The organism is Methanofollis ethanolicus, from assembly GCF_001571385.1.
Taxonomy (GTDB): Archaea; Halobacteriota; Methanomicrobia; order Methanomicrobiales; family Methanofollaceae; genus Methanofollis; species Methanofollis ethanolicus.
On sequence record NZ_BCNW01000001.1, the window covers coordinates 283,270 to 308,241 of the forward strand.

At 62.6% G+C, this 24,972-nt stretch carries 27 protein-coding genes; 12 read left to right on the plus strand and 15 right to left on the minus strand.

What is annotated here, in order from left to right; genetic code table 11:
• Positions 1–5: 5 nt before the first annotated feature.
• From MEFOE_RS01475 to MEFOE_RS01490, 4 genes are read right to left on the minus strand one after another with little or no spacing between them, the layout of a single operon-like run.
• Positions 6–1,145: a pyridoxal phosphate-dependent aminotransferase gene (locus MEFOE_RS01475; RefSeq protein ID WP_067047295.1), complete on the minus strand. Its 1,140-nt coding sequence runs from the start codon at positions 1,143–1,145 to the stop codon at positions 6–8.
• The gene (gene ribH, locus MEFOE_RS01480) at positions 1,142–1,549 is read right to left on the minus strand and encodes a 6,7-dimethyl-8-ribityllumazine synthase (RefSeq protein ID WP_067047298.1); all 408 of its coding nucleotides are present in this window, start codon (positions 1,547–1,549) and stop codon (positions 1,142–1,144) included. Before ribH ends, MEFOE_RS01475 begins: the two co-directional genes overlap by 4 nt.
• A 50-nt stretch (positions 1,550–1,599) precedes the next feature.
• Positions 1,600–2,061 (minus strand): riboflavin synthase, encoded by a 462-nt coding sequence (gene ribC, locus MEFOE_RS01485; protein WP_067047302.1) that lies wholly within the window; start codon positions 2,059–2,061, stop codon positions 1,600–1,602.
• Positions 2,058–3,191 (minus strand): pyridoxal-phosphate-dependent aminotransferase family protein, encoded by a 1,134-nt coding sequence (locus MEFOE_RS01490; RefSeq protein WP_067047305.1) that lies wholly within the window; start codon positions 3,189–3,191, stop codon positions 2,058–2,060. Before MEFOE_RS01490 ends, ribC begins: the two co-directional genes overlap by 4 nt.
• A gap of 119 nt (positions 3,192–3,310) precedes the next feature.
• Between MEFOE_RS01490 and purE the strand changes: the two genes are divergently transcribed.
• Together purE and MEFOE_RS01500 are read left to right on the plus strand one after the other, a co-directional pair.
• Positions 3,311–3,700, plus strand: coding sequence for a 5-(carboxyamino)imidazole ribonucleotide mutase (purE, locus tag MEFOE_RS01495; protein WP_067047307.1), 390 nt, complete (start codon positions 3,311–3,313; stop codon positions 3,698–3,700).
• Positions 3,701–3,708: 8 nt separating this feature from the next.
• On the plus strand, positions 3,709–4,332 hold the full coding sequence (locus MEFOE_RS01500) for a GNAT family N-acetyltransferase (protein WP_067047310.1): 624 nt from the start codon (positions 3,709–3,711) through the stop codon (positions 4,330–4,332).
• Between the two features lie 818 nt (positions 4,333–5,150).
• Here the strand turns inward: MEFOE_RS01500 and MEFOE_RS01505 are convergent.
• From MEFOE_RS01505 to MEFOE_RS01515, 3 genes are read right to left on the minus strand one after another with little or no spacing between them, the layout of a single operon-like run.
• Positions 5,151–5,702 carry a flavodoxin family protein gene (locus MEFOE_RS01505; protein ID WP_067047313.1) on the minus strand — a complete coding sequence of 184 codons (552 nt, stop codon included), beginning with the start codon at positions 5,700–5,702 and terminating at the stop codon, positions 5,151–5,153.
• Positions 5,699–6,154: a GIY-YIG nuclease family protein gene (locus tag MEFOE_RS01510; RefSeq protein ID WP_067047315.1), complete on the minus strand. Its 456-nt coding sequence runs from the start codon at positions 6,152–6,154 to the stop codon at positions 5,699–5,701. Before MEFOE_RS01510 ends, MEFOE_RS01505 begins: the two co-directional genes overlap by 4 nt.
• A gap of 7 nt (positions 6,155–6,161) precedes the next feature.
• Complete coding sequence (locus MEFOE_RS01515) at positions 6,162–6,761, minus strand: MBL fold metallo-hydrolase (protein ID WP_067047318.1); 600 nt, start codon at positions 6,759–6,761, stop codon at positions 6,162–6,164.
• A gap of 25 nt (positions 6,762–6,786) precedes the next feature.
• Between MEFOE_RS01515 and thiC the strand changes: the two genes are divergently transcribed.
• The 3 genes from thiC (at position 6,787) to MEFOE_RS01530 (ending at position 11,830) form a co-directional block, all read left to right on the plus strand.
• On the plus strand, positions 6,787–8,070 hold the full coding sequence (gene thiC, locus MEFOE_RS01520) for a phosphomethylpyrimidine synthase ThiC (protein WP_083523279.1): 1,284 nt from the start codon (positions 6,787–6,789) through the stop codon (positions 8,068–8,070).
• Between the two features lie 133 nt (positions 8,071–8,203).
• A complete protein-coding gene (locus tag MEFOE_RS01525; RefSeq protein ID WP_067047324.1) occupies positions 8,204–8,503 on the plus strand; it encodes a YunC family protein in 300 nt (99 codons plus the stop codon).
• A gap of 174 nt (positions 8,504–8,677) precedes the next feature.
• Positions 8,678–11,830, plus strand: coding sequence for an ABC transporter substrate binding protein (locus MEFOE_RS01530; RefSeq protein WP_067047327.1), 3,153 nt, complete (start codon positions 8,678–8,680; stop codon positions 11,828–11,830).
• Between the two features lie 14 nt (positions 11,831–11,844).
• On the opposite strand, the gene MEFOE_RS01535 is transcribed toward MEFOE_RS01530, so the two are convergent.
• Positions 11,845–12,879, minus strand: coding sequence for an acyltransferase family protein (locus MEFOE_RS01535; RefSeq protein ID WP_067047330.1), 1,035 nt, complete (start codon positions 12,877–12,879; stop codon positions 11,845–11,847).
• Positions 12,880–13,025: 146 nt separating this feature from the next.
• On the opposite strand from MEFOE_RS01535, the gene MEFOE_RS01540 reads away from it, so the two are divergent.
• The 6 genes from MEFOE_RS01540 (at position 13,026) to cgi121 (ending at position 19,172) form a co-directional block, all read left to right on the plus strand.
• A complete protein-coding gene (locus MEFOE_RS01540; RefSeq protein ID WP_067047333.1) occupies positions 13,026–14,045 on the plus strand; it encodes a type II glyceraldehyde-3-phosphate dehydrogenase in 1,020 nt (339 codons plus the stop codon).
• A gap of 36 nt (positions 14,046–14,081) precedes the next feature.
• Positions 14,082–15,023 carry a tyrosine--tRNA ligase gene (locus MEFOE_RS01545; protein WP_067047336.1) on the plus strand — a complete coding sequence of 314 codons (942 nt, stop codon included), beginning with the start codon at positions 14,082–14,084 and terminating at the stop codon, positions 15,021–15,023.
• A 4-nt stretch (positions 15,024–15,027) separates the two neighbouring features.
• On the plus strand, positions 15,028–15,822 hold the full coding sequence (locus MEFOE_RS01550; RefSeq protein WP_067047339.1) for a serine protein kinase RIO: 795 nt from the start codon (positions 15,028–15,030) through the stop codon (positions 15,820–15,822).
• A 5-nt stretch (positions 15,823–15,827) separates the two neighbouring features.
• The gene (locus MEFOE_RS01555) at positions 15,828–16,370 is read left to right on the plus strand and encodes a KH domain-containing protein (protein ID WP_067052817.1); all 543 of its coding nucleotides are present in this window, start codon (positions 15,828–15,830) and stop codon (positions 16,368–16,370) included.
• A 112-nt stretch (positions 16,371–16,482) separates the two neighbouring features.
• Positions 16,483–18,663: an ATP-dependent DNA helicase gene (locus MEFOE_RS01560; RefSeq protein ID WP_067047342.1), complete on the plus strand. Its 2,181-nt coding sequence runs from the start codon at positions 16,483–16,485 to the stop codon at positions 18,661–18,663.
• A complete protein-coding gene (cgi121, locus tag MEFOE_RS01565; RefSeq protein WP_067047344.1) occupies positions 18,660–19,172 on the plus strand; it encodes a KEOPS complex subunit Cgi121 in 513 nt (170 codons plus the stop codon). The genes MEFOE_RS01560 and cgi121 overlap by 4 nt, the downstream gene beginning before the upstream one ends.
• Before the next feature lie 73 nt (positions 19,173–19,245).
• Here cgi121 and MEFOE_RS13575 read toward each other — a convergent pair whose 3' ends face one another.
• A complete protein-coding gene (locus MEFOE_RS13575) occupies positions 19,246–19,425 on the minus strand; it encodes a hypothetical protein (RefSeq protein WP_153015827.1) in 180 nt (59 codons plus the stop codon).
• 106 nt (positions 19,426–19,531) lie between these two features.
• Between MEFOE_RS13575 and MEFOE_RS01570 the strand changes: the two genes are divergently transcribed.
• Positions 19,532–20,368, plus strand: coding sequence for a class I SAM-dependent methyltransferase (locus tag MEFOE_RS01570; RefSeq protein ID WP_067047347.1), 837 nt, complete (start codon positions 19,532–19,534; stop codon positions 20,366–20,368).
• Here MEFOE_RS01570 and MEFOE_RS13205 read toward each other — a convergent pair.
• The 6 genes from MEFOE_RS13205 to MEFOE_RS01600 form a co-directional block, all read right to left on the minus strand.
• Positions 20,365–21,876 carry a metal ABC transporter solute-binding protein, Zn/Mn family gene (locus tag MEFOE_RS13205; protein WP_160329467.1) on the minus strand — a complete coding sequence of 504 codons (1,512 nt, stop codon included), beginning with the start codon at positions 21,874–21,876 and terminating at the stop codon, positions 20,365–20,367. The genes MEFOE_RS01570 and MEFOE_RS13205 overlap by 4 nt on opposite strands.
• Positions 21,877–21,976: 100 nt before the next feature.
• On the minus strand, positions 21,977–22,831 hold the full coding sequence (locus MEFOE_RS01580) for a metal ABC transporter permease (protein ID WP_235809530.1): 855 nt from the start codon (positions 22,829–22,831) through the stop codon (positions 21,977–21,979).
• Entirely contained in the window at positions 22,797–23,537 is a 741-nt protein-coding gene (locus MEFOE_RS01585) for a metal ABC transporter ATP-binding protein (RefSeq protein WP_067047353.1), read from the minus strand. The genes MEFOE_RS01580 and MEFOE_RS01585 overlap by 35 nt, the downstream gene beginning before the upstream one ends.
• Positions 23,538–23,539: 2 nt before the next feature.
• Positions 23,540–23,980, minus strand: coding sequence for a formylmethanofuran dehydrogenase subunit E family protein (locus MEFOE_RS01590; protein WP_067047356.1), 441 nt, complete (start codon positions 23,978–23,980; stop codon positions 23,540–23,542).
• A gap of 73 nt (positions 23,981–24,053) precedes the next feature.
• Positions 24,054–24,299, minus strand: coding sequence for a hypothetical protein (locus MEFOE_RS01595; RefSeq protein WP_067047359.1), 246 nt, complete (start codon positions 24,297–24,299; stop codon positions 24,054–24,056).
• Positions 24,296–24,970, minus strand: coding sequence for a hypothetical protein (locus MEFOE_RS01600; RefSeq protein WP_067047362.1), 675 nt, complete (start codon positions 24,968–24,970; stop codon positions 24,296–24,298). Before MEFOE_RS01600 ends, MEFOE_RS01595 begins: the two co-directional genes overlap by 4 nt.
• Positions 24,971–24,972: the final 2 nt, after the last annotated feature.

Genomic DNA, 24,972 nt, shown 5'->3' on the forward strand with positions numbered 1-24,972 from the left:
GGTTACTATCTGTTCTTCCAGGCCCGTATCCGCCTCGTCGCCTCTTTCAGGGTGGGGATGGAGGCGGCATAGGAGACGCGTATCCAGCCCGGCGCATTGAAGGCCGTGCCCGGCGTAGCCGCGACATGCGCGTCGTTCAGCCAGGACCGGGCGATCGCCATGTCGTCGCCCTCCATCTTCACGAATGCGTAGAAGGCGCCGTCGGGCGGGGCGACCGTGTAGCCCATCGAGGCGAACTCGTCGAGCATGTACATCCGCCGCGCCTCGAACTCCTTCCGCATCGCCTCGACACAGGTCTGGTCGCCCTGCAGGGCCGCGACGCCGCCCCACATGACGAAGGTTGTCGGGGAGGAGATCGAGTGCTGCTGGACCTTCATCATCTGCCGCAGTACCGGCAGGGGTGCCACGGCATAGCCGAGGCGCCACCCGGTCATGGCATATGCCTTGGAGAAACCGTTGATGGTGATCGTCCTCTCGGCCATGTCGCCGAGGGCCGCGAGGGATATGTGCTCCTTACCGTAGATGAGTTTTTCGTAGATCTCGTCGGAGATGGCGAGGAGGTCGTAGTCCTCGCAGAGGTCCGCGACGAGTTTCAGGGAGGCCTTCGAGAGCACCGTGCCTGTCGGGTTCGAGGGGGTGTTGACGATGACCATCTTCGTCTTCTGCCCGACCTTTTCCAGGATGGCGTCGTCGATCTGGAAGGAGGGTTCCTTCAGGGGGAGGTGGACGACCCGTCCGCCCGCCATCTGGACGCAGGGTTCGTAACTGACCCAGGACGGGTCGGGGAGGACCACCTCGTCCCCTGGGTTGAGGCATGCCTGCATCGCCTCGTAGATGGCGTCCTTCGCGCCGCAGGTGACGATGACATTCTCCGGACCGCAGGGAATGCTGTTCTCCGTCCGGCACTTCGCCGCCACGGCATGGAGGAGTTCGGGGATGCCTGCAGAGGGGGCGTAGTGGGTCTCGCCGCGCGCCAGGGCGTCGGAGCAGGCCTGCACGATATGCTCAGGCGTGGCGAAGTCGGGTTCGCCGATGGAGAGGCTGATCACATCGATCCCCTCTCTCTTCATCTTTTTCGCGGCGTCGGTGATCTCGATCGTCGCCGACGGGGCGACAGCGCCGATCTTTTCCGAGAGGGCTTTCATCCTAATCTCTGGACCATCTTGACGGCGGATTCAACGGCGCGCTTCGCGTAGTCGATCCGCTCGTTGGCTTCCATGCGGGTCATGCCGGGCCCGGAGATGCCGAGGGCGACCGGCTTGTTGTACTCGAGGGAGAGATCGATGATCTTCCGGGCGGCGTGCTGGACGACGATCTCGTCGTGCTGGGTCGCGCCCTCGATGACGCAGCCGATGGTGACGACGGCGTCGACCTTTCCCTCGGAGAGGAGTTTCTTGATCGCAAGAGGCATGTCGTAGGCGCCGGGCACATAGAAGCACTCGGTGACCTCTGCGCCGAGGAACTTCGCGTGCTCCCGCCCCTCGATCTCCATCATATAGGTGATGTCGCGGTTGAACTCCGCGACCACAAAGCCAAGCTTGATTGTCATAATCTTCTCCTCGATCGATCCTGTCTGTATATTCTTTTTATTCTGCCGGTTCACTGCCGTGCGGGGCCGACGTCCTCGAAGCCCTGCCTCTGGCCTGTGCCGGCCTGCCTGGTGAGGACCTGCGGTCTGAGAACGAGGTTCACGGCATTGACGGCGTGCTCCCTCGTCCGCTGTTCCGCGAGCCAGGCAAGTTCTCTGTCGGTTTCAGCCTCGTCCTCGTGGACGAAGACCTCGATGATGTGGTGGTTGGTCATGAGCTGGGCGAGCATGAGGCCCTGGGAGGCCTCATGGGCGCACATCCTGTCCTTTTCCTTGCCGCCCGGCATGCCGAGGGCGATGACGATGTCGCATCCCCGCTCCTCGATGAGTTTCTTGCAGGCGACCGGGAGATCCTTGAACCCCGGGACGGTGTAGCGCTCGATACCGACGCTCGCGTGTTTGCGGAGCTCGTCGATGGCGATCGCGCCCATGTCGACGCGTGCGAAGGTGGTGTCAGCGACGCCGACCTTCATGCGTCGAGCACCTCTGCCGCGGCCTCGACACCGTCGCCCACGCCGGCAACTCCTGCCTTGCGAAGCGCGTACTGGACGGTGGCGAGGGTGGCGAGGATCTCGGGGGCGCTGACCGCACCCATCGACCCGATCCTGAAGATCTTGCCCTTGAGGTGGTCCTGGCCGCCGGCGATCTCGATGCCCATCTTCTTCACGGTGCCGCGGAGAGCGTTGTCTGTGACGCCTTCGGGCATCTTCGCTGCCGTGACGGTGTTTGAGTAGGCGGAGACGGCGTCGAGGGTCGGGAACATCTCAAGGCCCCAGGCGGCGACTGCAGCGCGAACCGAGGCCGACATCCTGTGGTGCCGGGCGATGCGGGCCTGCATGCCTTCTTCCTTGATGATGGCGAGGGCCTCGGCAAGGGCGAGGAACAGGGGGACGGCAGGGGTGTACGGGGTCTCCATCGGGGTGTTCTTGCCGTTCTTCCGATAGGCCGCAAGGTCGAGGTAGAAAGGCCTCTTCTCAGCGATCCTCTCCCAGGCGCGGTCAGAGACCGCGACGGCTGCGAGGCCTGCCGGGGCGGCAAGGCACTTCTGGGACCCGACGATCGCGACGTCCACATTCCACTCGTCCATGCGGACGTCGTCGCCGCCGACGGAGGTGACGCCGTCCATCACGAAGAGGGCGTCGTGCTTGCGGGCGAGTTTCCCGACGTCCTTCGCCGGGTTGAGGATGCCGGCGGAGGTCTCGTTGTGGATCATCGTCACCATCTCGGCGCCGTTCTCGAGGGCCTCGGCAAGGGCGTCGAGGTCGACGGGCGTGCCCCACTCGGAGTTGATGGCGGTTGCTTCGCCGCAGCGCTGCCCGATCTTCCAGAGGCGCTCGCCGAATTTACCGTTGACAAGGGATGCGATCTTTTTGCCCTGCCCGAAGTTGGCGATCGCCGCCTCCATGCCGGCGGTGCCGGAACCGCTGATGATGTACACCTCGTTCTTGGTCCCGAAGCAGTCCTTGAGGACGTCAACGCTCTCGGCGTAGGCGGCGCCGAACTCGGGGCCGCGGTGGTTGATTGCCTGCCGCATCATTGCCTGCCGCACCCGTTCCGGCACCGGTACCGGGCCTGGCAGCATCAGGAGTCTTTCGTTTTCCATAAGAGATCAGTATATACTGGTGCACGCTAGGGGGAAATGTAGGTTACCCCCGCGGCCGTGCAGGACAAAGGATAACCACCTTTCAGGCTATACTATTCTGAGAAGAATAGAGAGATATCATGCCTGATGTTGCCGTAATTACAGGGTCGGCCTCGGACAGCGCCATCGCCGAGAAGGCCGCAAAAGTGCTCGACGAGTACGGGATCACGTACGACCTCCAGGTGATCTCGGCCCACCGCGACCCGGAGCGCCTGGACGGATACGTGCAGGCGTCGGACGCGAAGGTCTTCATCTGCATCGCCGGGATGTCGGCGGCCCTGCCCGGTGTCGTCGCCTCGAAGACGAAGAAACCGGTGATCGGTGTCCCGGTCTCAGGAATACTCCTCGGCGGCCTCGATGCGCTCCTCTCGGTCGTGCAGATGCCGAAGGGCGTGCCTGTCGCATGCGTTGCGGTCGACGGCGGGGAAAATGCCGCACACCTGGCGGCGCGGATCCTCGGGGTGGCCTGATCCGGACGATGCCTGTCCAGCCGACCCTCAGGACCGCGCATCTCCTTCTTGCGCCGTTCCGATTCTCAGACGCTCCGGAGATCGCACACCTTGCCGACGACCCCGCGATCGCAGATACGGCGGTGCGGATGCCCTACCCGTACCCGCAGGGAATGGCCACGGCCTGGATCGCGGCAAGCATCGCGGGGTGGGCGAACGGCCGGTGCGCTGTCTGGAAGGTGGTGCGGGCAGGCGACGGCGTCCTCATCGGGTCGGTCGCCCTGACCATCGACCCCGCGAACAGGAACGCCGAACTTGGGTACTGGATCAGGACCGACGCGTGGGGGCGGGGCTATGCGACCGAGGTGGCGGTGGCGGCCGTCGCCTTTGCCTTCGGGACACTTCGCCTCCACCGGGTCCATGCCTCATGCCTGCGGCGGAACCCGGCCTCCGCGCGGGTGCTCGAAAAGGCCGGGCTGCGTCTTGAGGGATGCCGGCGGGGGCACCTCTTTCACAGAGGACGCTTCGAGGACGTGCTCAAGTACGGGATGGTGGAGGAGGATCTTCGCCCCTCCCGGGATGAAGAGGGAAAAGAGCCGCGGGTGCCCGGGAACACCGGGCCCCGGAGATATCTGGAGACGGCGGACCTCTGATCCGTCATGCAGAAAAAATAGGCTCTGGAGAATCGCTCATGAAACGGCTCTGTAGAAATCCTATTCTGGGGTGTCTCGTCCGGGGGGCTGCCACCCCCCGATCCCCCCGCCATGAGGATAGGGGGGTGGAGGGCAGTCCCCTCTTCAAGATGCACGTTTGCCCTTTTGAGGTCCAATCCTCGCGCGGGGAACGAGCTTCAGCGAGTTCGAGAAGAACGTTAGGTCTTCGCTGTCCGGGGGCAAAAGTCCCCCGGTGCGAAGATGGAGGAAGGCGGTTGGGTCACGTTCATACACGGAAAAGGTGGGGGTTTCTACAGAGCCCATGAAACAGAGTTTCAGGCGGTTCTTTGAAAACCGCGTCTGATAGTTTTCATGGATGTCATCCCCAAACAGATCAGAACTCTCGGTCACGTTAATGACATGACTCCTCAAACTCCCTTCGGTCGTTTCCCCACCATTATGATAGGGAGGGGGTGGCAGCCCCCTTCAGAGTGCAAGGTCTATCCTTCCCCGGCCCTCTCCTGGATCGGGGGTCGGAGGAACGACCGGAGGGAGTCGAGAAGACCGTTAGGTCTTCGAGGTCGTCACCCGGTGGAGAGCGTGGGGAAGGCGAGGAGTTCGCACCGCTCGTCATGGAATTCAGGGGAGACATCGACCCCAGCAGGAGATATTCTTCAGAACCCCGCATGCAGTGATAGGAGGAATGAACGAGAGTTTTGGGATGACTTCATGGTAAATCTTCCATCTGTTCTCTGCGAAATATGAAGTCCTCCTCTCCCTTCTATAGAACAGGATTTTCCCGGAGCCGAAAAAAGGTTTCAGTCTTTCGGCTGGAGGAGGTTGACGATCTTTTTTGCGACCTCGTCGGCCTTCTTCACCGCCCGGGCGTCTGTCATGATCTCGCCCGGGAGGTAGGCCTTCCCGCAGACATGGCCGAGGTACGAGAACTGGTGGGTGTTCAGGAAGCCCTCGATCGTCTCCAGGGAGCGCTCGCAGCCGCGGTCGGCGCAGACGGTCACCGCCACGGCGCTCCTGCCCGCGAGTTTCCGGTCGTGGTACAGGGAGTAGGTTCTGTCGATGAGGTTCTTCATCTGCCCGTTGACGTCATAGTAATAGGTCGGCGACCCGATGACGACCACCTCGGCCTCGAGCATCCGCTGGGCGATGTCGCTCCAACCGTCCCCCTCGATGACGCACCACTTCGTCTCCTTGCACCGCTCGCACCCGGTGCAGGGGTGGACGATCCGGCCGGCAAGGGAGACGAACTCGGTCTCTATCCCTGACGTCTGCACCTTCGCAAGGATGTACCTGACCATCTGAGCGGTGTTGCCATCCTTTCTCATGCTCCCTGATATGCCGAGGACCTTCATACAGTGAGATGGACTTCACCCATATTGCTCTTTCTGATCTGCGGGACGAGGCCGACCTTCCTGAACGCCTCTTCGATCTCCGCAAAAGGCTCTTCCGGCCGGAAAAAGAGGTGCGAGGGGCAGGAACAGTCCGTGCACCCGAAGCCCGGCACCGCCTCACCGCCGATCGCAGCGGCGATCCGGCACTCGAAGTCTTCCTCCGTCGTCCCGAGAACCGCACCCACGAGAGTGATGCCGGGGGCGAGGAGGAGGCGGTCGATGTGCCAGTGCGGCCGCCCCTCCCGCGTCGCCGCGAGTCTGACATGCCGGCCGACCCGCGCCTCGAGTCCGCCGGACCCGCGTGCCGAACCGACATAGATGTGATACCCGGTCCTGAAGTGGATCGTTCCGAGACGGCCGACCTCGACCTCGCAGGCCGGTGTCTGGAGGACGAGGCAGTAGACGCCCTTCATCACCGCATCACCGCGTGCCCTTCAGGGCGAGGGACGCCGCCCTGACATGCCTGCTGCCCCCGCTCTTCACCGGTTCGCCGTGGCCGGGGTACAGCCCCTCGACGTCGAGGGCACAGAGGCGTTCTATTGAGGCAGCAAGGGCGCGGCCGTCCCCGCCGGGAAAGTCGTACCGCCCGAAGGACCCGCCCGTAAAGACGGTGTCGCCGCAGAAGAGGGCACGCTCCTCCTCGCTGTACAGCGAGATGCCGCCGGGCGTGTGGCCCGGCGTGTGGATGACGAGAAGGCCGCCGACCCTCTCTCCGTCCGCAAGGACGCGGTCGGGGATGACCATCGGGGGGTGCTCGCAGAACATCGGTGCAAGACTCGGCGTATCATTGGTGAGGCCGGGGACGTCGAGGGCATGGACGCAGACCTCGGCCCCGGTCATCGCCGTGATCTCTTTCAGGTGGGCGATATGGTCGTAGTGCGTATGGGTGATGACGATCGTCCTGATCCTGTCCGTATGCGGGGCGACGGCCATCGGGTAGACCCCGGCGTCGATGAGGATATCGCCGAAGAGATAGCTGTTCGCGAAGAACCCCTCTCCGGGCAACCATGTGACTGGCATGCAGAATAATAAGGATCGGTGACAGATGTGTGTTATGCAAACCCTGATCAAGGAGTCCCTCAAAGGCGTTCCGCCCGAAATCGAGGCGATCGCGAGGGACGAGGGGCTTTCACCACGGCAGGCCGCCCGTGCGGTGACGAGGGGACGGATCACCGTCGCCGCCAACCCCCGCCGCCCGCACCGCCTCGTCGCCATCGGGGAAGGGTGCCGGATCAAGGTGAATGTCAACGTGGGTACCTCGGTGCAGAGGTGCGACCCTGACCTTGAGATCAGGAAGGCCGAGGCGGCCCTCGCAAACGGTGCCGACGCCCTGATGGACCTCTCGACCGGCGGCGACCTTCCGGCAATGAGAAAACGGATCCTCGCCCTCGACGCTCCTGTCGGTACGGTCCCGATCTACGAGGCGGTCAGGCGTGCCGGATCGGCCGCGGACGTCACCTCGGACATCCTCTTCAATGTCATCAGGGACCACTGCAAGCAGGGCGTGGACTTCCTCACCCTCCACTGCGGGGTGAATCAGGACGCCCTTGCCGCCCTGAAGGCCGACCCCAGGATCATGGGGGTGGTCTCGCGGGGCGGTGCCTTCCATGTGGCGATGATGGCGGCCACCGGCGAGGAAAACCCGCTCTATAAGGAATACGGCTATCTCCTTGAGATCCTGGAGGAGAACGACGTCGTCATCTCTCTGGGCGACGGCATGCGGCCGGGCTGCCTGTACGATGCGGAAAGACTTGCGAAGGCGACGGAGTACGTCACCCTGGCCCGCCTCGCAAAGCAGGCCCTCTCCCGCGGCGTCCAGCGCTTTATCGAGGGGCCCGGCCACATGCCCATCGACCAGATCGGCTACAACGTGCAGATGATGAAGGAACTCACCGACGGGGCGCCGCTGTACCTCCTCGGCCCCCTGGTGACCGACATCGGCACAGGCTACGACCACGTGGTCGGGGCGATCGGCGGGGCGGTGGCGGCAATGTACGGCCTCGACTTCCTCTGCATGGTCTCGCCCGCGGAGCACCTCGCCCTCCCTGACCTCGACGACATCGTCGAGGGGACGCGGGTCGCGAAGATCGCCGCGCATGTCGGCGACGTCGTGCGCCTCGGCGAGGGTGCCCATGCCAAGGCCGACCTGAAGATGGCCCAGGCCCGCAGGCGCCTCAACTGGGACGATCAGTTCAAGGCGGCGATGTACGGCGACCACGCCCGGAAGATGCACGAGAGGGACGGCGACCTCGACACCTGCTCGATGTGCGGCGACCTCTGCGCGATCAAGATGGTGCGAGATCTGCTGGACGAGACCCCGAAGGAGTAGGCTTTTTCGAGATCATATCTCTTTTTTTGCGGTTCGCCCTCTCTCTTCCGGTCTCTCTGTTTTTCCGTGGTTGATCCTGTGAAGGGAAACATTATCCCACGCGGTTCATATCCTCGAAGGTGCCATCGGATGTATGGACAGCATACCTCTCACCATCGGTGGGAAAAAGGCCGAGGGCTTTGTGATCCCCCTTGGCCCGGCAAACCTTGTCTTCGTGAAGACGGAGAAGGGCCTCGTGGGTTGTGGAGCCGTCGACGTGCAGGCCCTGGAGACGTTCGGCTATCCGGCGGCGAAGGTGCGGCCGGCATCGGGGCCGTCGATCAGGACTGTCGACGACATCCTTGCCGGGACAATCGCTGCGGCGAACGGTCCGGCCCGGGCCCTCGGGATCGCGGAGGGCATGAGCGGGCGGGAGGCGCTGAAGCGTCTCTGAGGGATCTCCAGACCTGCCAGTTCGAAATATGTATTTAAACCCAGAAATTATCTCGTTTTTTCCGGGAAAACGGGCTTTATCCACGGTTATTTTAAAATAAAATGATGCAAAGGATGAAAACCCAGGACTGCATGAAACGCAATGTTTATTTCATGGTTCCTCGATGTATCTCCGGTGACCGGCACGGAGAGACCCTCCCCTACGCTGCCGCGGGTGCTGATCTGCACCCTCCTGATATTTCTTGTCCTGATCACGCCGGGCGCCGGTGGGGATGCCGGCGAGACACGGACTGTGATGCTCCTCCTCTCCTACAACCAGGGTTTTACCTGGACCGACGACGTCGTCGCCGGTGTCGTCTCTGTCCTCCCGCCCGATGCCCGGACAGATCTGCGTATCGAGTACATGGACACGAAGCACGCTGCCGGCGAGGCATATTATGACGACCTTGCGGCCATCTACCGGGAAAAATATCGGGACAGCCCTCCTGACGTCATCATCGCCTCTGAGGAGGACGCCTACCAGTTCCTCAGGGAGTACAAAGATGGCCTCTTCCCCGGGACGCCTGTTGTCGTTACCGGCCTGAACTGGCGACCCGACCGTCCCGCACCCGAGCGCCCTGACGTCACCGGCGTGATGGAGGACTACGAGATCTCGCGCACGATCGACCTCGCCCTCTCTCTCCACCCGAAGACGGAGACCCTCGTCATCGTCAACGATAACATCTCGACCGCAGGGAAGGAGAACGCACTTCTTCTCCGGGAGATCACCCCTGCCTATGAGGACCGGGTGAACGTGACCGTCCTCGAAGGCCTCCCCTTCACCGACGTCGAGGCGGCCCTGCAGACCCTTCCCCCGGAAAGCGTCGTCCTTCTGCTCACCTACAACACCGACGCCACCGGCCGTGGCTACACCTATGACGAGATCACGGCGAGGGTGCGGGCGGCGACAGACGTCCCAATCTACGGCGTCTGGGACTTCTATCTCGGGAAAGGGATCGTCGGCGGCTACATGACCCGGGGCTTTGTGCAGGGGGAAACGGCCGCGGAGATGGCGTTGGCTATCCTTGACGGGAAACCCGTCGAAGAGATCCCGCCAGTGGTGGTGCGGCCGGAGTCGGCAATGTTCGACTATAATGAACTCCAGAGGTTCGGCATCCCCGACTCGGCCCTGCCGGCAGGGAGCACGGTGATCAACCGCCCGTCCGGCACGGTCGAGGTGGAGACCGGGACTCTCTGGACCGCCGCCGTCGCCGGTTTCCTCCTCCTCCTCCTCCTCGTCACTCTCACGGTCACGAACCGCCGGTTGAGGACGACGGAGGAGCGGTTGCGAAAGAGCGAAGAGCGCCTTTCCACCGCGCTTGAGGCGACAAACGACGGCCTGTGGGACTGGTACATCCCGGAAGGCACCGCCTATTTCAGTCCGGGGTGGTACCGCATGCTCGGCTATGAACCCGACGAGTTCGTGCCGTCCTTTTCCACATGGGAGGGGCTTATCCATCCTGAAGAACGGGAAATGGCGGTCGCCGCGCTTCTCGCCGCCAGCCGAGGTGAGAATGAGATCTTCAAGGCCGAGTTCAGGCTGAAGACAAAAGACGGCGGGTGGAAATGGATCCTCGGTCGCGGCCGGGTCGTCGAGTGGAAGGACGGCATGTCCTTCAGGATGACCGGTCTGAACACTGATGTCACCGCCCGCAGGATGGCCGACGACGAACTCGCCCTCCACAGACGGCACCTTGCCGACCTGGTGGCGGCGCGGACCGCCGACCTGGACCATGCCGTCGAACAGTTGAAGGCGGAGATCGAGGAACGCAAGACCGTCGAGGCGAACCTTGCCACCGAGAAGGAACGGCTTGCCGTCACCCTCCGCTCGATCGCCGACGGCGTCATCGCCACCGGCACCGACGGCAGGATCGTCCTGATGAACCGCGCCGCGGAGGCCCTCACCGGGTGGTCACAGGAAGAGGCCGAAAGGAAGGACCTCGCCGTTGTCCTGCGGGTGATCGATCCAGAGATCAGGCAGGCGATTGCCGGCCCGGTTCATGGCACCGGGGGCGACGCTGTTCTCCTCAGAAAGGATGGGGAGGAAAGACTCATATCGAGCTCCACCGCCCCGATCCGTGACCCTGAGCAGCGGGTCACCGGCTCCGTGATCGTCGTCCGCGATGTCACTGCCGAGAGGCGTGCCGAGGAGGAGCTGGTCCGGGCCCAGAAACTCGAGTCCGTCGGTCTCCTTGCCGGCGGGATCGCCCATGACTTCAACAACTTCCTGATGGCGATCCTGGCGAACATCCAGTTCGCCGGGGACGGCCTCGCCGCGGATGACGAACGGTGCGCATACCTCAAAGACGCGGAGGCTGCCCTCTTCAGGGCGCGTGACCTGACGGCGCAACTCCTCACCTTCGCCCGCGGCGGTGCGCCGGTGCGGGAGGCCCGTCACCTCACCGCGATGATCACGGAGACCACGGCCTTCACCCTGCGGGGATCGGCGGTGCGGCCTGTCTTCGAGATAGAAGACGGTCTCTGGCCAGTGGACGTGGATATCGGGCAGATCTCCCAGGTGATCGGGAACCTCGTCCTGAATGCCACACAGGAGATGCCGGATGGGGGCACGGTTACGATCCGGGCGAAAAACACGGAGATAACCGACGCCCGCCCCTCTCTCAGGCCCGGCAGGTATGTCAGGATCGAGGTGGCCGACACCGGGGAGGGGATCGACCCTGCACACCTGGGACAGATCTTCGACCCCTATTTCACGACGAAGGTACACGGTCGGGGCCTCGGCCTCCCGAGTTCTCTCTCTATCGTCCGCAGGCACGAGGGCACCATCGACGTCTCCTCGACGCCCGGCGAGGGGGCGACCTTCACGGTCTACCTCCCGGCGAGCGAGAGCGCGCCGCGCGAGGAGAGGAAGGAGGCGTCTCAGGCGCGTGAAAACGGTGGGCCCCGGAGGAGGGTGCTGATCATGGACGACGAGGAGGGGATCAGGGAGGTGATGGCCCTGATGCTCGCGCGGAAGGGCTTTGTCGTCGAGACCGCGGCCGACGGCGCCGCGGCGTTCGAGCGCTACGAAGAGGCGCGGACACGGGGGGAACCTTTCGACGCCGTTGTCCTGGACCTGACAGTCCCCGGCGGGATGGGGGGGAAGGAGACGGTCGAGCGCCTGCTCGCTATCGATCCCGGTGTGAAGGCGATCGCGTCGAGCGGATACTCGGACGACCCGGTGATGGCGTCGTACTCAGAATACGGTTTTGCCGCCGCTCTCCCCAAGCCCTTCAGGGTGGACGACCTTGTCGCCGTCCTCGATGAGATCGTCGACACGTGGGAGTGAGAGGGCCGGCATGCTCAGGGGTTCTGCCCGGTCGTGAAGGGGGAAGTTCCCTCCCCGAACCCTATCTGTTTTAAGGCCAGCGCCTTCTTCTCGACGAGGTGCCAGGACGCGTAGGCCAGGGGGAAGGTCAGCAGGACCGAGAGGCCCGAGAAGAGCCAGAGAGGCATTGACGTCCCGAGATAGAGGACGATCATCTGCTGGATCGGGTAGGCATAGATATAGATGCCGTAACTGAAGTCGCCGCGATTCCCGAAACGGTTCATGGCCGGAACACCCAGATGAGCGACAGCGAGGACGATGTACGGTACGGCGACGAAGGCAAGAAAAAGAACGTAGGGCGTCTGCGATGCCGCGACAAGGACGACAGCGAGGACGGCGGCGGTTCTGGGGTCGTAACGATGGTCAGGATGGTGGACAGCGAGGTAAGCACCGATGAGGAAGTAGAGAGTGAACCGCACCTTCGCAAGGCCGGGGTCCCCGGACACCACCATCCAGATCGCAAAGTCGATGGCTATCAGGGCAAGAAGGACATCTTTTCGCCGCAGGAGGCCGGCGACACCGAGGAGTGCGACGAGGATGTACATCACGAACTCCACCGGGATCGTCCAGAGGGATGCGTTTACGAAGGTGACAGGGTTTGACTGGAAGAGCCCGAGGGCCGATCCGTTCCAGACCGAACCGAAAGACGCGAGAGTGAAAGGGGAGAGGAGCGTCATGACATAGTCGGTGAGAGGGAGGGTCGTTGCGACCGGACCGATGAGAAGAAACGTGAAGATCAGGGCCGGTACCAGCGCGGGAAAGACCCGGAGGGACCTCTTCCAGAAGAACCGCTTCACGTCGGGCTGTGCCATCCAGCTCTGCGGGATAAGATACCCGCTGGTCACGAAAAGACTCGCGAGGGCGGCCTGCCCCACCAGCACCGCCGGGGAGTTGCCCGGTATCGCCCCATATCCGATCTGGAGGGCATAGGCATGGGAGACGATGATGACCAGGGCCGCGGAGAGACGGAGAAAGTCGAAGTTGTTTGCATGCCGGCGGGAGGTCTCCACACCATGGGAAAGGGCAGGCGCGTATATAGACCTGCGTATAGAACGACCGGCGCAGGCGCGAATGCGACGACGAGCATTCCTGGCCCCTGATCCCTGGCCCGGAAGAAGGGAACATTTATGTGCTTCTGCTCTTACTGAAGCTTTACATGATCAAGGTCGCAATCAACGGATTCGGCACTATCGGCAAGAGAGTCGCCGATGCGGTCGCCGCTCAGCCAGATATGGAGGTCGTGGGAGTCTCCAAGACCCGGCCCAGCGCCGAGGCCTACATCGCGAACCAGCGCGGCTACCCCCTGTACATCGCGGAGATCAACAAGCGCAAAGCCTTCGAAGACGCTGGCATTGAGGTCGCAGGCGACGTCACCGAGATGATCAAGCACGCGGACATCGTCGTGGACGCCACACCCGGCGGCGTCGGCGTGAAGAACAAGAAACTCTACGAACTCTACGGTGTCAAGGCACTCTGGCAGGGCGGCGAGGACCACGAGGTCGCGGGCTTCTCCTTTTGCTCCAGCTGCAACTATACTGAGGCGAAGAACCGCCAGTTTGTGCGGGTCGTCTCCTGCAACACCACCGGCCTCTGCCGGATCATCCAGGCCATGGACGAAAAGTTCGGGGTGGAGAGAGTGCGGGCGACGATGGTCCGCCGCGGTTCCGACCCCGGCGAGGTGAAGAAAGGGCCTGTCGACGCGATCGTCCTCAACCCCGTCGAGATCCCGAGTCACCACGGCCCCGACGTCCAGACCGTCCTCCCGCATATCGACATCACCACGATGGCTATGATCGTGCCGACGACCTTCATGCACATGCACGCCGTCCAGATGGACCTCAGGAGCGATGCGACCCGCGAGGAGGTTCTGGAGATCATCGAGAAACACCCGCGGCTGGGCCTTGTGCGCAAGGGCACCGGGATCACGAGCACCGCGGAACTGAAGGAGTTCGCGCAGGACATGGGCAGGAGGCGCGCCGACCTCTACGAGAACTGCATTTTTGCAGAGTCCATCGGATTCGTCGGCCGCGAACTCTTCCTCTTCCAGGCGATCCACCAGGAGGCCGACGTCGTCGTTGAGAACGTCGATGCCATCCGCGCCATGATGAACGGGGCTGACGACGCCACCACCTCCATCGCGATGACCAACCGGGCACTTGGCTTCACTGCCATTTGAAGAAGGATTAATCCCCCGGACATCCCATATTCTTTTATGGATCCATACTCTCTTGTCACGCGTAATACCGTGGAGATCGTCACCGACGAGGAGCTGCGGGCCCTCCTCCAGAAGCCCGTTCGGCGGGTCTACGCCGGGTACGAGCCCTCGGGCGAGATCCACCTCGGCCACCTGGTGACCATCAACAAGCTGATGGACCTTCAGAAGGCCGGGTTCGAGGTGACCGTCCTCCTCGCCGACCTCCATGCCTTCCTCAACCACAAGGGCACGCTCGACGAGGTCAGGGAGACCGCCGAGTACAACCGCCGGTGTTTCGAGGCCCTCGGCCTGAAAGACGCGAAGTTCGTCATGGGCACCGACCTTCAGCTCAACTCCGAATACGAACTCCTCGTCCTCCAGCTCTCCCAGGAGGTCACGGTCAACCGGGCGCACCGCTCGATGGACGAGGTCGGCCGCGGCATGGACCACCCGGCCGTCTCCCAGATGGTCTACCCGATCATGCAGATGGCCGACATCGCGCTCCTCGGCGTCGATGCCGCGGTCGGCGGGATCGACCAGAGGAAGATCCACATGCTTGCCCGCGAGTACCTGCCGGGCATGGGCTACGCCGCACCGGTCTGCATCCACACCCCCATCATCAATGGTCTGGACGGCAAGAAGATGTCCTCGTCTGCCGGAAACCTCATATCGGTCGCGGACAGCGAGGACGATATCAGGGCGAAGATGAAGAAGGCCTTCTGCCCGCCTGGCATCGAGGAGAACCCGGTGCTCCAGGTGCTCCAGCATCACATTTTCCCCCGTTTCGAGACGGTCGTGATGCACAGGCCGGCGAAGTTCGGCGGCGACCTTGAGTTCTCCTCGTATGCCGCGGTGGAGGCCGCCTATGGTGCGGGCCAGGTCCACCCCCTCGACCTGAAGACGATGACCGCCGACTACCTCGCCGAGGTGCTCGCCGGCGTGCACGATGCTGTGGTGTAATACTATGGGTGGGGACAGGGAAGGAAAGGACTTCGACCGAAAGCTCGAGGAGATGGGCATCCGGATCAAGGACGCGGACTCCAGGAAGGTGAGGGGCGAGGTCTTCGATGAGAACACTCTCCTTGCCCTGTACCACCTTGTCCACAAGAAGAAACTCTCGGCTATCGGCGGCTCCATCTCCACCGGGAAGGAGGCGAACGTCTTCCTTGGCGAGAGGGAAGGAAAAACGGTCGCCATCAAGATCTACCGGATGAGGACGGCGAACTTCAAGGCGATGGCCGAATACATCATTGGCGACCCCCGCTTTGCCGGAATGCGGCGGACGCGCAAGGACATCGTCTTCACCTGGACAAAGAAGGAGTTCGCAAACCTCAAACGCGCCCGTGAGGCAGGCCTCCCGGTGCCGGAGCCGTACGCCTTCGACAGGAACATCCTGATCATGGAGTTCATCGGGGAAGACGATACGGCGGCCCCCCAGATCAGGAACGTGGAACTTGAAGACCCTGAAGGAGTGTACAGGGCGGTCGTAGGAGAGATCAAGACGCTCTTCCAGGAGGCCAGACTTGTCCACGGCGACCTGAGCGAATTCAATATACTCTGGCGGGAAAAACCCTATATCATCGACATGGGCCAGGCGGTTACTCGCGAGCACCCGAATGCCGGAACTTTTCTGATCCGGGATATCAGGAATATCAACCGGTTTTTCTCCTCTTTCTGCCCGGTGGAGGACGAGGACGTGCTGGTGCGCGAGGTGACGGGCGGGACATTCCGCCCCCTGCAGCCAGAAAAGGAGCAGTGAATCATATGACAGTACAGGAAATCAGGATTGGTGCAAACAGGATTGGTGCCCTCATTGGAAAGGACGGCGCCGTCAAGAAGGCGCTGGAGGAGAAGACAGGGGCCGCGATCCAGATCGACAGCGACGAGGGCGAGGTGCGGATCGAGGGGGAGGACGCCGCCGGCGTGCTCAGGGCGACCGATGTCGTCACTGCGATCGCCCGGGGTTTCTCTCCTGAGCGGGCTTTCAGGCTCCTCGAGGACGAGGACCTCACCATCGACGTCATCGATCTTTCTGTGGTGGAACCCTCCCCGCGCCAGCAGGAACGGCTCCGCGGCAGGATCATCGGCAAGGCCGGAAAGGCGCGGGAACAAATCGAGGACATGGCCTATGTCGGCATCTCGGTGCAGGGCAAGACCGTCACCCTGATCGGGACGCCCGACCACCTCAAGAATGCCCGAACGGCCCTTGAGATGCTCATCAACGGCGTGCCCCATGAGACCGTCTACTCCTTCCTGGAGAAGAAGCGGCGCGAGGAGAAGGAAAATATCCTGGACTACTACTACTGATCCCCGCGCGCCCGGCGTTATTTCCGATGGAGAGATATATACATCCAACAACTATATTTTCTACAATCTGTGGACATGGTCTTGAATTTCGAGTGGAAACAAAGGGGTCCATATGAAGGTTGCTGACCTGCCTCTTCCCGACGCCCTCAGGTCGCAGTACCGTGCACGCGGGATCGAGGCGCTCTACCCTCCCCAGGAGGCCTGTGTCAGGACCGGGATCTTCGAGGGGAAAAACCTCCTGTGCGCCATCCCAACGGCGAGCGGCAAGACCATCGTTGCCGAGATGGTGATGCACCGCCATATCGCCGACGGCGGCACGTGCCTGTACATCGTCCCCCTCAAGGCCCTCGCCACTGAGAAGTATGAGGACTTCTCGGGCAAGGGCGTCAGGGTCGGGGTGGCGACTGGCGACCTCGACCGGAAAGACACCTATCTTGGCAAAAACGATATTATCGTCGCCACGTCGGAGAAGGTAGATTCTCTCCTGCGGAATGCCGCACCCTGGCTCTCCAGAATCACCCTCCTTGTCGTGGACGAGTGTCACCTCATCGCCTCCCCTGACCGGGGTGCGACCCTTGAGATGGTGATCGCGAAACTCAGGCACAGGAACCCGGGGATGCAGGTGATCGCCCTCTCGGCGACTGTGGGCAACCCCGGCGCCCTTGCTGGCTGGCTCGACGCCGAACTCGTGACAAGCGAGTGGCGGCCAGTCGACCTGCGGGAAGGGGTCTTCTGCAATGGCACGATCCACTTCGCGGACCATGAGAGGCAGGTGCCGTCAAAGTCGAAGAACGACGACCTGAACCTCTGCCTGGACACGGTCGCGGAGGGCGGGCAGTGCCTTGTCTTTGTCTCGTCGAGGCGGAATGCGGAAGCCTTTGCAAAGAGGGCGGCCGGCGGGCTGAAACTCTCTGAGACGACTCTCGACGACGCGGCCGACGCGATCGAACGTGAAGCGGCGACCGACCTCGGGAAGACACTTGCTCTCTGTGTCAGGAAGGGTGCGGCCTTCCACCACGCCGGCCTCTCATCGGCGGAGAGGAAGATCGTCGAGGACACCTTCAGGACAGGGGCGATCCGGGTGATTTCGTCGACGCCCACCCTTGCCGCGGGCCTCAACCTCCCGGCGCGGCGGGTGGTGATCCGCGACTACCTCCGTTTCGGCGACGGCGGCATGGCACCGATCCCGGTGGGTGAGTACAAGCAGATGGCCGGGCGTGCCGGCAGGCCGCACCTCGACCCGTACGGCGAGGCGGTCCTCATTGCAAAGAGTGAGGATGGCTGCCAGGACCTCTTCGAGGCGTACATCGACGCACCCCCCGAGGAAGTCTCCTCCCAGTGCAACTCGGAGAATGCCCTGCGCACCCATGTCCTCTCCCTTATCGCCACCCGCTTCGTGCAGAGCCGTGGCGAGGTGCTCTCCTTCATGGGGGAGACCTACTATGCCTACGAGCACCAGGGGCTGCAGTCCACCATCCATGAGACCATCGACCGTGTGATCGACTGGCTCGTCGACGCCGAGATGGTGACGGAGTTCGGGGATCGCCTCGAAGCGACAGAGTACGGCGACCTCGTCTCCCGCCTCTACATCGACCCGAGGAGTGCGGAGAAGGTCGTTGCCGCCCTCAGAGGGGCCCCGACCTATACCGACATCGGTCTTCTCGAACTCATCTGCGAGACGCCCGACATGCTCACGCTCTTTTTGCGTAAGGACGACGCCGAGATCCTCCCTCTCTTCCTCCAGGACCACGAGGCCGAACTCTGGACTGGCGTCCCGTACGGCTCAGACGAGATGGAGGCGTTCTACGCTTCGGTGAAGACCGCAATGCTCCTTTCCGAGTGGTCTGACGAGGTGACAGAGGCGATGATCTCCGAGCACTTCAATGTGGGACCTGGCGACATCCACAACAAGGTCGAGACCGCTGTCTGGCTCATCCACGCCGCCTCGCGCCTTGCATACCTCTTCAACCGCCCCCTCGCAAAACCGATCGCCGACCTCGGGACACGGGTGAAGTACGGTATCAAGAAGGAACTTCTGCCTCTCATCGCCCTGCGCGGCATCGGTCGGGTGCTCTCCCGGCGCCTCTTCGACCTGGGCATGACGACGCCACAAGAGATGAGGGCGGCCGGGATCGGGAAGATCGCTCCCATCCTCGGTGAGAAGACAGCGGCGAAGGTCCTCGCCCAGATCGAGGGGAAGGAGGCCGGAGACGATGCCCCGGCCGTCGAAGAGGAGATCGAGGTGAAAAGAGAGCGGCGGCAGACCACGCTCTCTGCATTTCGAGGGACATGATGGAGAGTAACTGCGATATCAGGGAGGCGGTCATCGAGATCCCCACGCTTCCCGCATTTCTGGAGACGATCAAAGGGATCTCGGAGTCGGCCGGGACGCACATTATCTGCTTCGACGCCGACGAACTCGCCGGCAGGGCCCATGTCACTAAGGCGGTGCGCCACGCCCTCCGCGCCTGGCAGGAAGGCCGTGCGATCGCAAACACCCTGGAGATGGAGGCCCTCCTCTATGCGGCAGGGACACGTCAGTGCCGGGTGGCGACAGGCATCGGCCTCCACGCGGGGACGAACCACTGCTATGTCTGCCTCTGTCCGCCGTCTGAGGCGGCGGCGACCGCGCTCGGCAAAGTCCTCGCCTGGACGGAGGAGGACTGGGAGGAGATCGACGAAGAGAAGCAGCGTCGCCTGATGGAACGTTACGACATCACGCCCGAGGAGATCGATGCGGCCGGCGGGAGGATCCGCCCTCTCGTCCTGGAGAGGGTCGCCCTCCTTGAAGTGAACCGGTGAACAATCGATCATGCGATCCCGAAAAGAGATCTGAAGCAGGGCGCTTCTGTCCTGCTGTTTTTTCTTTTTTCCCTCAGTCCTTTGCCATGATCGCCCCGATCACGATGAACCCGAGGCCGATGACGGCGACGACCAGTTCGACGATACCGATGAGGAAAGCGATCACCTCGGGTGCGAGTTGCGTCATGCCATAGACGCCCGCACCGGCGAGGATAAGCCCTACAACGAGCAATGCAACACCTGTTTTGTCCATGGAATCACTTCCCAGTGAATGATTGTTCTATCCGGCATATGAGGGTTTTCCCTCGCCATCGATCCCCTGTGGAAGGTTTTTGACTCCGGGCAGCGATCCCTTCTTCATGGATATTGGGGCGATAGACTGGAATGCGGTATGGGCCGAAGAGGTGCGGCAAAACCATTCTGTAGTCGGTTTCAGGACCGGCCCTGCCCTCTGGGGTGACAGGGGTCGTGCCGTCCGGTATGACACGCAGGTCTCGGGCCGCCGGGTGGAGGAGACTCTCTCCGCTCTCCCTCTCGTGCGGGCGGCGCGGGCCCTCGACATCGGTGCCGGCCCCGGCACCCTCGCCCTCCCCCTTGCCCGCCGCGTGCGGACGGTCACCGCCGTGGAACCTGCCTCCGGGATGGCCGACGTGCTTGAAGACCATATGGACGAGGAGGGGATCGGGAACATCAGCGTCGTCAGGAAGCGCTGGGAGGACGTTGACCCATCCGCAGACCTGCGGCCGCCGTACGACATCGTCGTCGCGTCCTTCTCCCTCGGTATGGAGGACCTGAGGGCCGCCCTCCAGAAGATGGACGACGTCACCGCCGGGTCGGTGCACCTCTTCTGGTTCGCCGACCTTCCTGCCTGGGAGCGCCGCTATCTCCAGGTCTGGCCGTCTCTCCACGGCGCCGCCTACCGTCCTGCTCCGAAGGCCGACGTCGTCTGCAACCTCCTCTGGCAGATGGGAATCTACCCTGACCTCCATATCGGCATGATGCGGAGGGAGGTGCGTTTCGTCGACCTTGACGAGGCGCTGGTGACCTGCGCGCCGAAGTTCGGGGTGAGCGGGAAGAAGCAGGAAGAGGTCCTCCGCCGCGCCCTGTCAGGCTGGCTCGTCCCCGAAGGCGGGGCCTATGTCCTGCGGGAGACGTCACGGTACGCGCATATCTCGTGGAAAAAAGAGGAAGATTAAGTCCTGCGCAGCAGGAAGACGGCGAGCGCGGCAGCAGTCAGGAGGGAGACGGGGGAGAGGGGCGACTGTTGCGCTGTCGTCGGGGGAACGGTCGTCGCCGTTGTGCCGACTGTGGCCGTGGCCTTCGTCGTCTCCGAAGATGTTGTCTGAGCGATCGTGGTCGCCGTCGTCACCGTCGTCTCTGCCGGGATCTCCTCCGCCACGGCCGCAACAGCCCCGCCCTGTACGACGGTAATCGCAAAGTACGAGAACCCGGTGCAATATGCCCGATACTTCGCCACTCCTCCTTCGGTGCCGAGATATTCGGTCCTGAGGGTCTGCCATGCCCCATCATGGTACCGCTGGAGGGCGATGTCTGTGGTGTTGATCCCCTGCCCCACGATCCATGCCTCGTCCACGGCGAACTCGAAGGTGGCGTTGCAGTTTTCCAGGTTCCCGAAACCCGGCCCGACTTCAAGGTACTGGTAGGTGGCGTTTTCTATCTCGCCGACACCTGCAGGAACAGAGGAGAGTTCCCGGGCGGTCATCGTGAGGGAACTCATCTCCTCTTCAGGCACGATGACAACTTTCATGACGGCGCAGCCCTGGAAACAGAATTCCGACGTCTCACCCGCTGCGATGCCGGTGGCGAGGGCCGTATCCCATCCGCCAGAACCGCTGTCGCCTGCTGCAGGCGTGACCGGGCTTGCCATCACGGTCTCTTTGTTGTGGACGAGGACGTCGGGGATGGACTCGACGCCCGCGAGGGACTTCGGGAAGTTGGTGAAGATGACGCGGTCTGCCCCGATCCCCCTGTCATGGAGGGCCTCCTCGATCCCCTTCGCCATCTCCCCTGACTGCATGTTCTCGATGACGTACTTCACATTCCGGTATTTCTCCGGGTTCGAGGCGATGTCGTCGACGACCTTTGCCGGGGTGAACTGCCCGCCCATGTAGAAGTCGGGCCCGAAGACGGCGACGACGTTGAGGTCGAGCCAGCTCTCCGCCGCTTCCCTCTGCCAGACCATCACGATGACGTCCTGCCCCTTGACCCGGATCTTTTCCTCGTCCGTGAGGTCGGCGGCGTCGATCGCGTCGCAGTACGCCTCACAGTTCGCCTCATATGCGGTGGCGTTCGCCCCGTCTGCGGCAATGAGGATGTCCTTCACATCCTCTGCAAAGACCTTCGCCTTCTCGGGGGTGCTCCAGTCCTGTGCGCCGACGACGGTCCAGGTCACGTTTTTCCCGTAATTGCTCTTCATGAACTTCTCGACTGCCGGCATGACAACGGGTTTGTCCATGCTTGAGTCGTGGGCCATGAAGAGGTCTGCCGATGCGATAAAGTCCTTCTGCATCTGGATGCGGCTATCGATGATGTCGCCCTGCATATGCGGGCAGATGGTCGGGTCGGCGACTGCGATCACGTTCACATGGTCGCCGCCGATCGCCTGCACGGGATCAGCGATGACACTCGTCGTGGCGACGATATCCATCGCCGCGACGGCAGGCACGCCGAGAGTGCATATCACAAATAATATAATGAGTATTCTCTCAATGCTACTTTTAATCATCATATGTTTAACAATGTGTTAATTATATTATATATTTTGCTAAAATGGAGGAAGAGGTTCAGTCCCCCTTCGGAACCCGGCGCTTCGGGGATATGAGCACTGCCAGGAGGAAAAGGGCGCTGAAGGCGACGGCGACGAGGGGGCCGACCGGGAGGGAGTGCTGGAGCCCGACCCATGCCCCGGTGACGCTGACCGTTGCAGCGACAAGAGGGGCGACAAGGAAGAGGCCCCTGACCGTGGAGCAGAACTGGTAGGCGATCGCCGCCGGGGTGACGAGCCAGACATAGAGGAGGAGGCCCCCGATGATGTTGAGGGAGAGGGAGACCGAGATGGCGATCATGAAGAGGAGGGCATAAAAGATGGGGCGCACCCTTATCCCGGCCGCTTCGGCAATCTTTTTGTTGAAGATGACCGCCGTGATCTCCTTGAAAAAGATCAGGACAAAGAGGACGGCGACGATGGAGATGAGGGCGAGGGCATAGATCTCCTCACGGTACAGGGAGACGACGTTCCCGAAAAGAAGTGCGCTCGTGTTGACGCCTGTCCCGAGGTACTGCATGTACGAGATGAAGAATATGGCAATGGCCATCATCATCCCGAAGAGGATCCCGAGGATCGTGTCTGTGGGCATCCTCGCCTTCTCCGAGAGGGGGCCAAGGATGACGGCGATCGTCAGGCTTGCGAGGACTGCCGCAACGGTCCCGTCGATGCCGAAGAAGATCCCGACGGCAGCACCGGCAAAGGCGGCATGTGTCATCGTAAAGCCGATGGAGGAGATGTTCATCTGCGTGATGATCACGCCGAGCACGCTGCAGGCGATCGAGGCGAAGAGCATCGCCTCGACGGCATGGCAGACGATGTTGTTCGGAATGAGGAACTCAAGCATGCGGGCCTCCCGAGAGGGTGCGGACATGATCTTCGACCTCATCTGCCGGGCAGGGCCTGTTGAAGATGAGCTGTCCGTCATTCATCACAAGCACCCGCACTTCCCTCTCGGGGAGTGCGTCGAAGGCATGAGAGACCATCATGACGGTGCAGCCCTGGTCTGCGATGCTTGCGAGTACCCCGCAGATAAAGTCACGGGTGCCGAGGTCGAGGTTGGAGAAGGGTTCGTCGAGGAGGAGGATATCGGGTTTTTTGACGAGGCTCTGGGCGATGAGCACTTTCTGCTGCTGCCCGCCGGAAAGTTTGCCGATCGGCCTCGCCGCGAGGTCGTCGATGCCGAGGAGGTCCATCACATCCCTTGCGATCCTTCTGTCCGCCTCGCCCGGCCGCCGGCCATAGCCGAGCAGGCCGTAGCGCCCCATCATCACGACGTCCTTGACGGTGAAGGGAGCGAGGGGGTCGAAGGCGAAGTTCTGGATGACGTAGCCGACCCGCCTGCGGACTTCGTAGCCCCGGGAGGCGACGTCGAGATCGCAGACCGTTGCCCGCCCCCGGGTGATCGGGAGCATCCCGTTGACTGTCTCAAGGAGGGTCGTCTTTCCGGCGCCGTTCGGTCCGCCGACAACGACAAACTCTCCGGGGGTGACGGTGAAGGTGAGGCCCCTGATCACCGGTCGGTCAGACCCTTCGTAGGCTGTGAAGACCCCCGCAAGGTCGATAGTGCCGCCGGGCATCGTCAGTGCTCGCCGGCCGTGAAGAGTTCGGCGTCGTCGAGATAGTACATCTCTTCGGCAAAGGCTTCGATCAGGGCTTCGTAGTCATCCCCGTCGCCTTCCGGGAGGCCGAAGGGCCGGGGGACGACCCTGACCGTCCTGCCATCGGTCTCGAACTCAACGGCGATCTGGTCACTCTCGATGATCTCGATGTTCCGTTTGCCGAGGGTGCACCCGCTGCCGACCTGGACCCCGTCGGCGAGGCAGGACTCCGGGGGCGTGCCGGCGCAGTAGACCCGCGCCCGAAGTTCGAAGGGGTTGTTGCAGATGTGTTCGCGCGCGTACTTTCCGATCCTGTATCCGATAACGATATATGGGCCGAGATGGCCGTGGAATGCGGCGAGGTCCGTGACGGTGAAGTTCTTTTCGAGATTGAGGTACTGGCAGCCGTTATGTCTGTGCATGAGAGATCATCGGCATTCGTGCTATAAATTAATTCAGGTTTGCTACAGGGTGAGAAAAGTGATCTGCGGGGTGTTATTCTGTCCCTGCACGGAGGGCGGCATAGGCCCGCTCCACAGCCTCACGGACCCTGCCGCCGGGGATATCCCCCTCTGCGGAGCCGATGAGGAGGGCACCGCCAGGGCCAGCGACGACGATCGCGACCGGTTCTGCGGCGATGTACGCCCCTCCATCCCACGAGCAGAGCACGCTCCGCACGATCGGCACGACAGCGCGTCCCCCGGCCATGCGCACCTCGCCGATAGTAACATCTTCCTTCATTTCTCCTCTCCCCCCTCAAGGAAGATCCGGCGCACCGGCGGTGCAAGGGCGAACCCGACCGCGGCGCCGAGGAGGGCGATCGGTCCGTCGACCCTGAGTCGTACCTCGCCCCGGCCCGCCGGATCCCCGCCGGAAAAGAGCGGTTCCATATCGACATCGACAGGTGTCGGCCCCAGGATGCCTCGAACTGCCTGCACCGCCCCAAAGGCCTTCCCTGTCGCGATGGGACCGCCGCAATCGGCCCTGATCCAGAGGGCAAGGCGTTCCAGGCTGGTGTGGGCGACGACCCTGCCGAGAAGGTGGGTGACGTGCGGGAAAAGTGTACGGAGAGTCTCCCTGTTCAGAAGAGTCGAGGGAAGCCCTTTTTCTTCCCTTTTTTCTTCTCCCTCTTCTCTCTCTTCCTCTTTCTCCTCGCCCTCTTCAGGTTCTGTTTCAGGGATATCCCACGAGAAGAGGGTGGTCCCGCCGACCAGAAAGTCGGCATGCCAGACCGCCTCTTTCTTCACGCTCACGCCGAAGGCCGCCCACCCGAGGGAGAGGGAAAGGGTCCCCGCACCTCCCTCGTAGGCCCCCGCGGCCCCGACTCGCAGGGGGAGGAGAAAGACGGATAGGAGGATGACACCGATGCCGGCATAATATGCAAGGAGAATGAGGATGTCGCCGCCGGCCATGC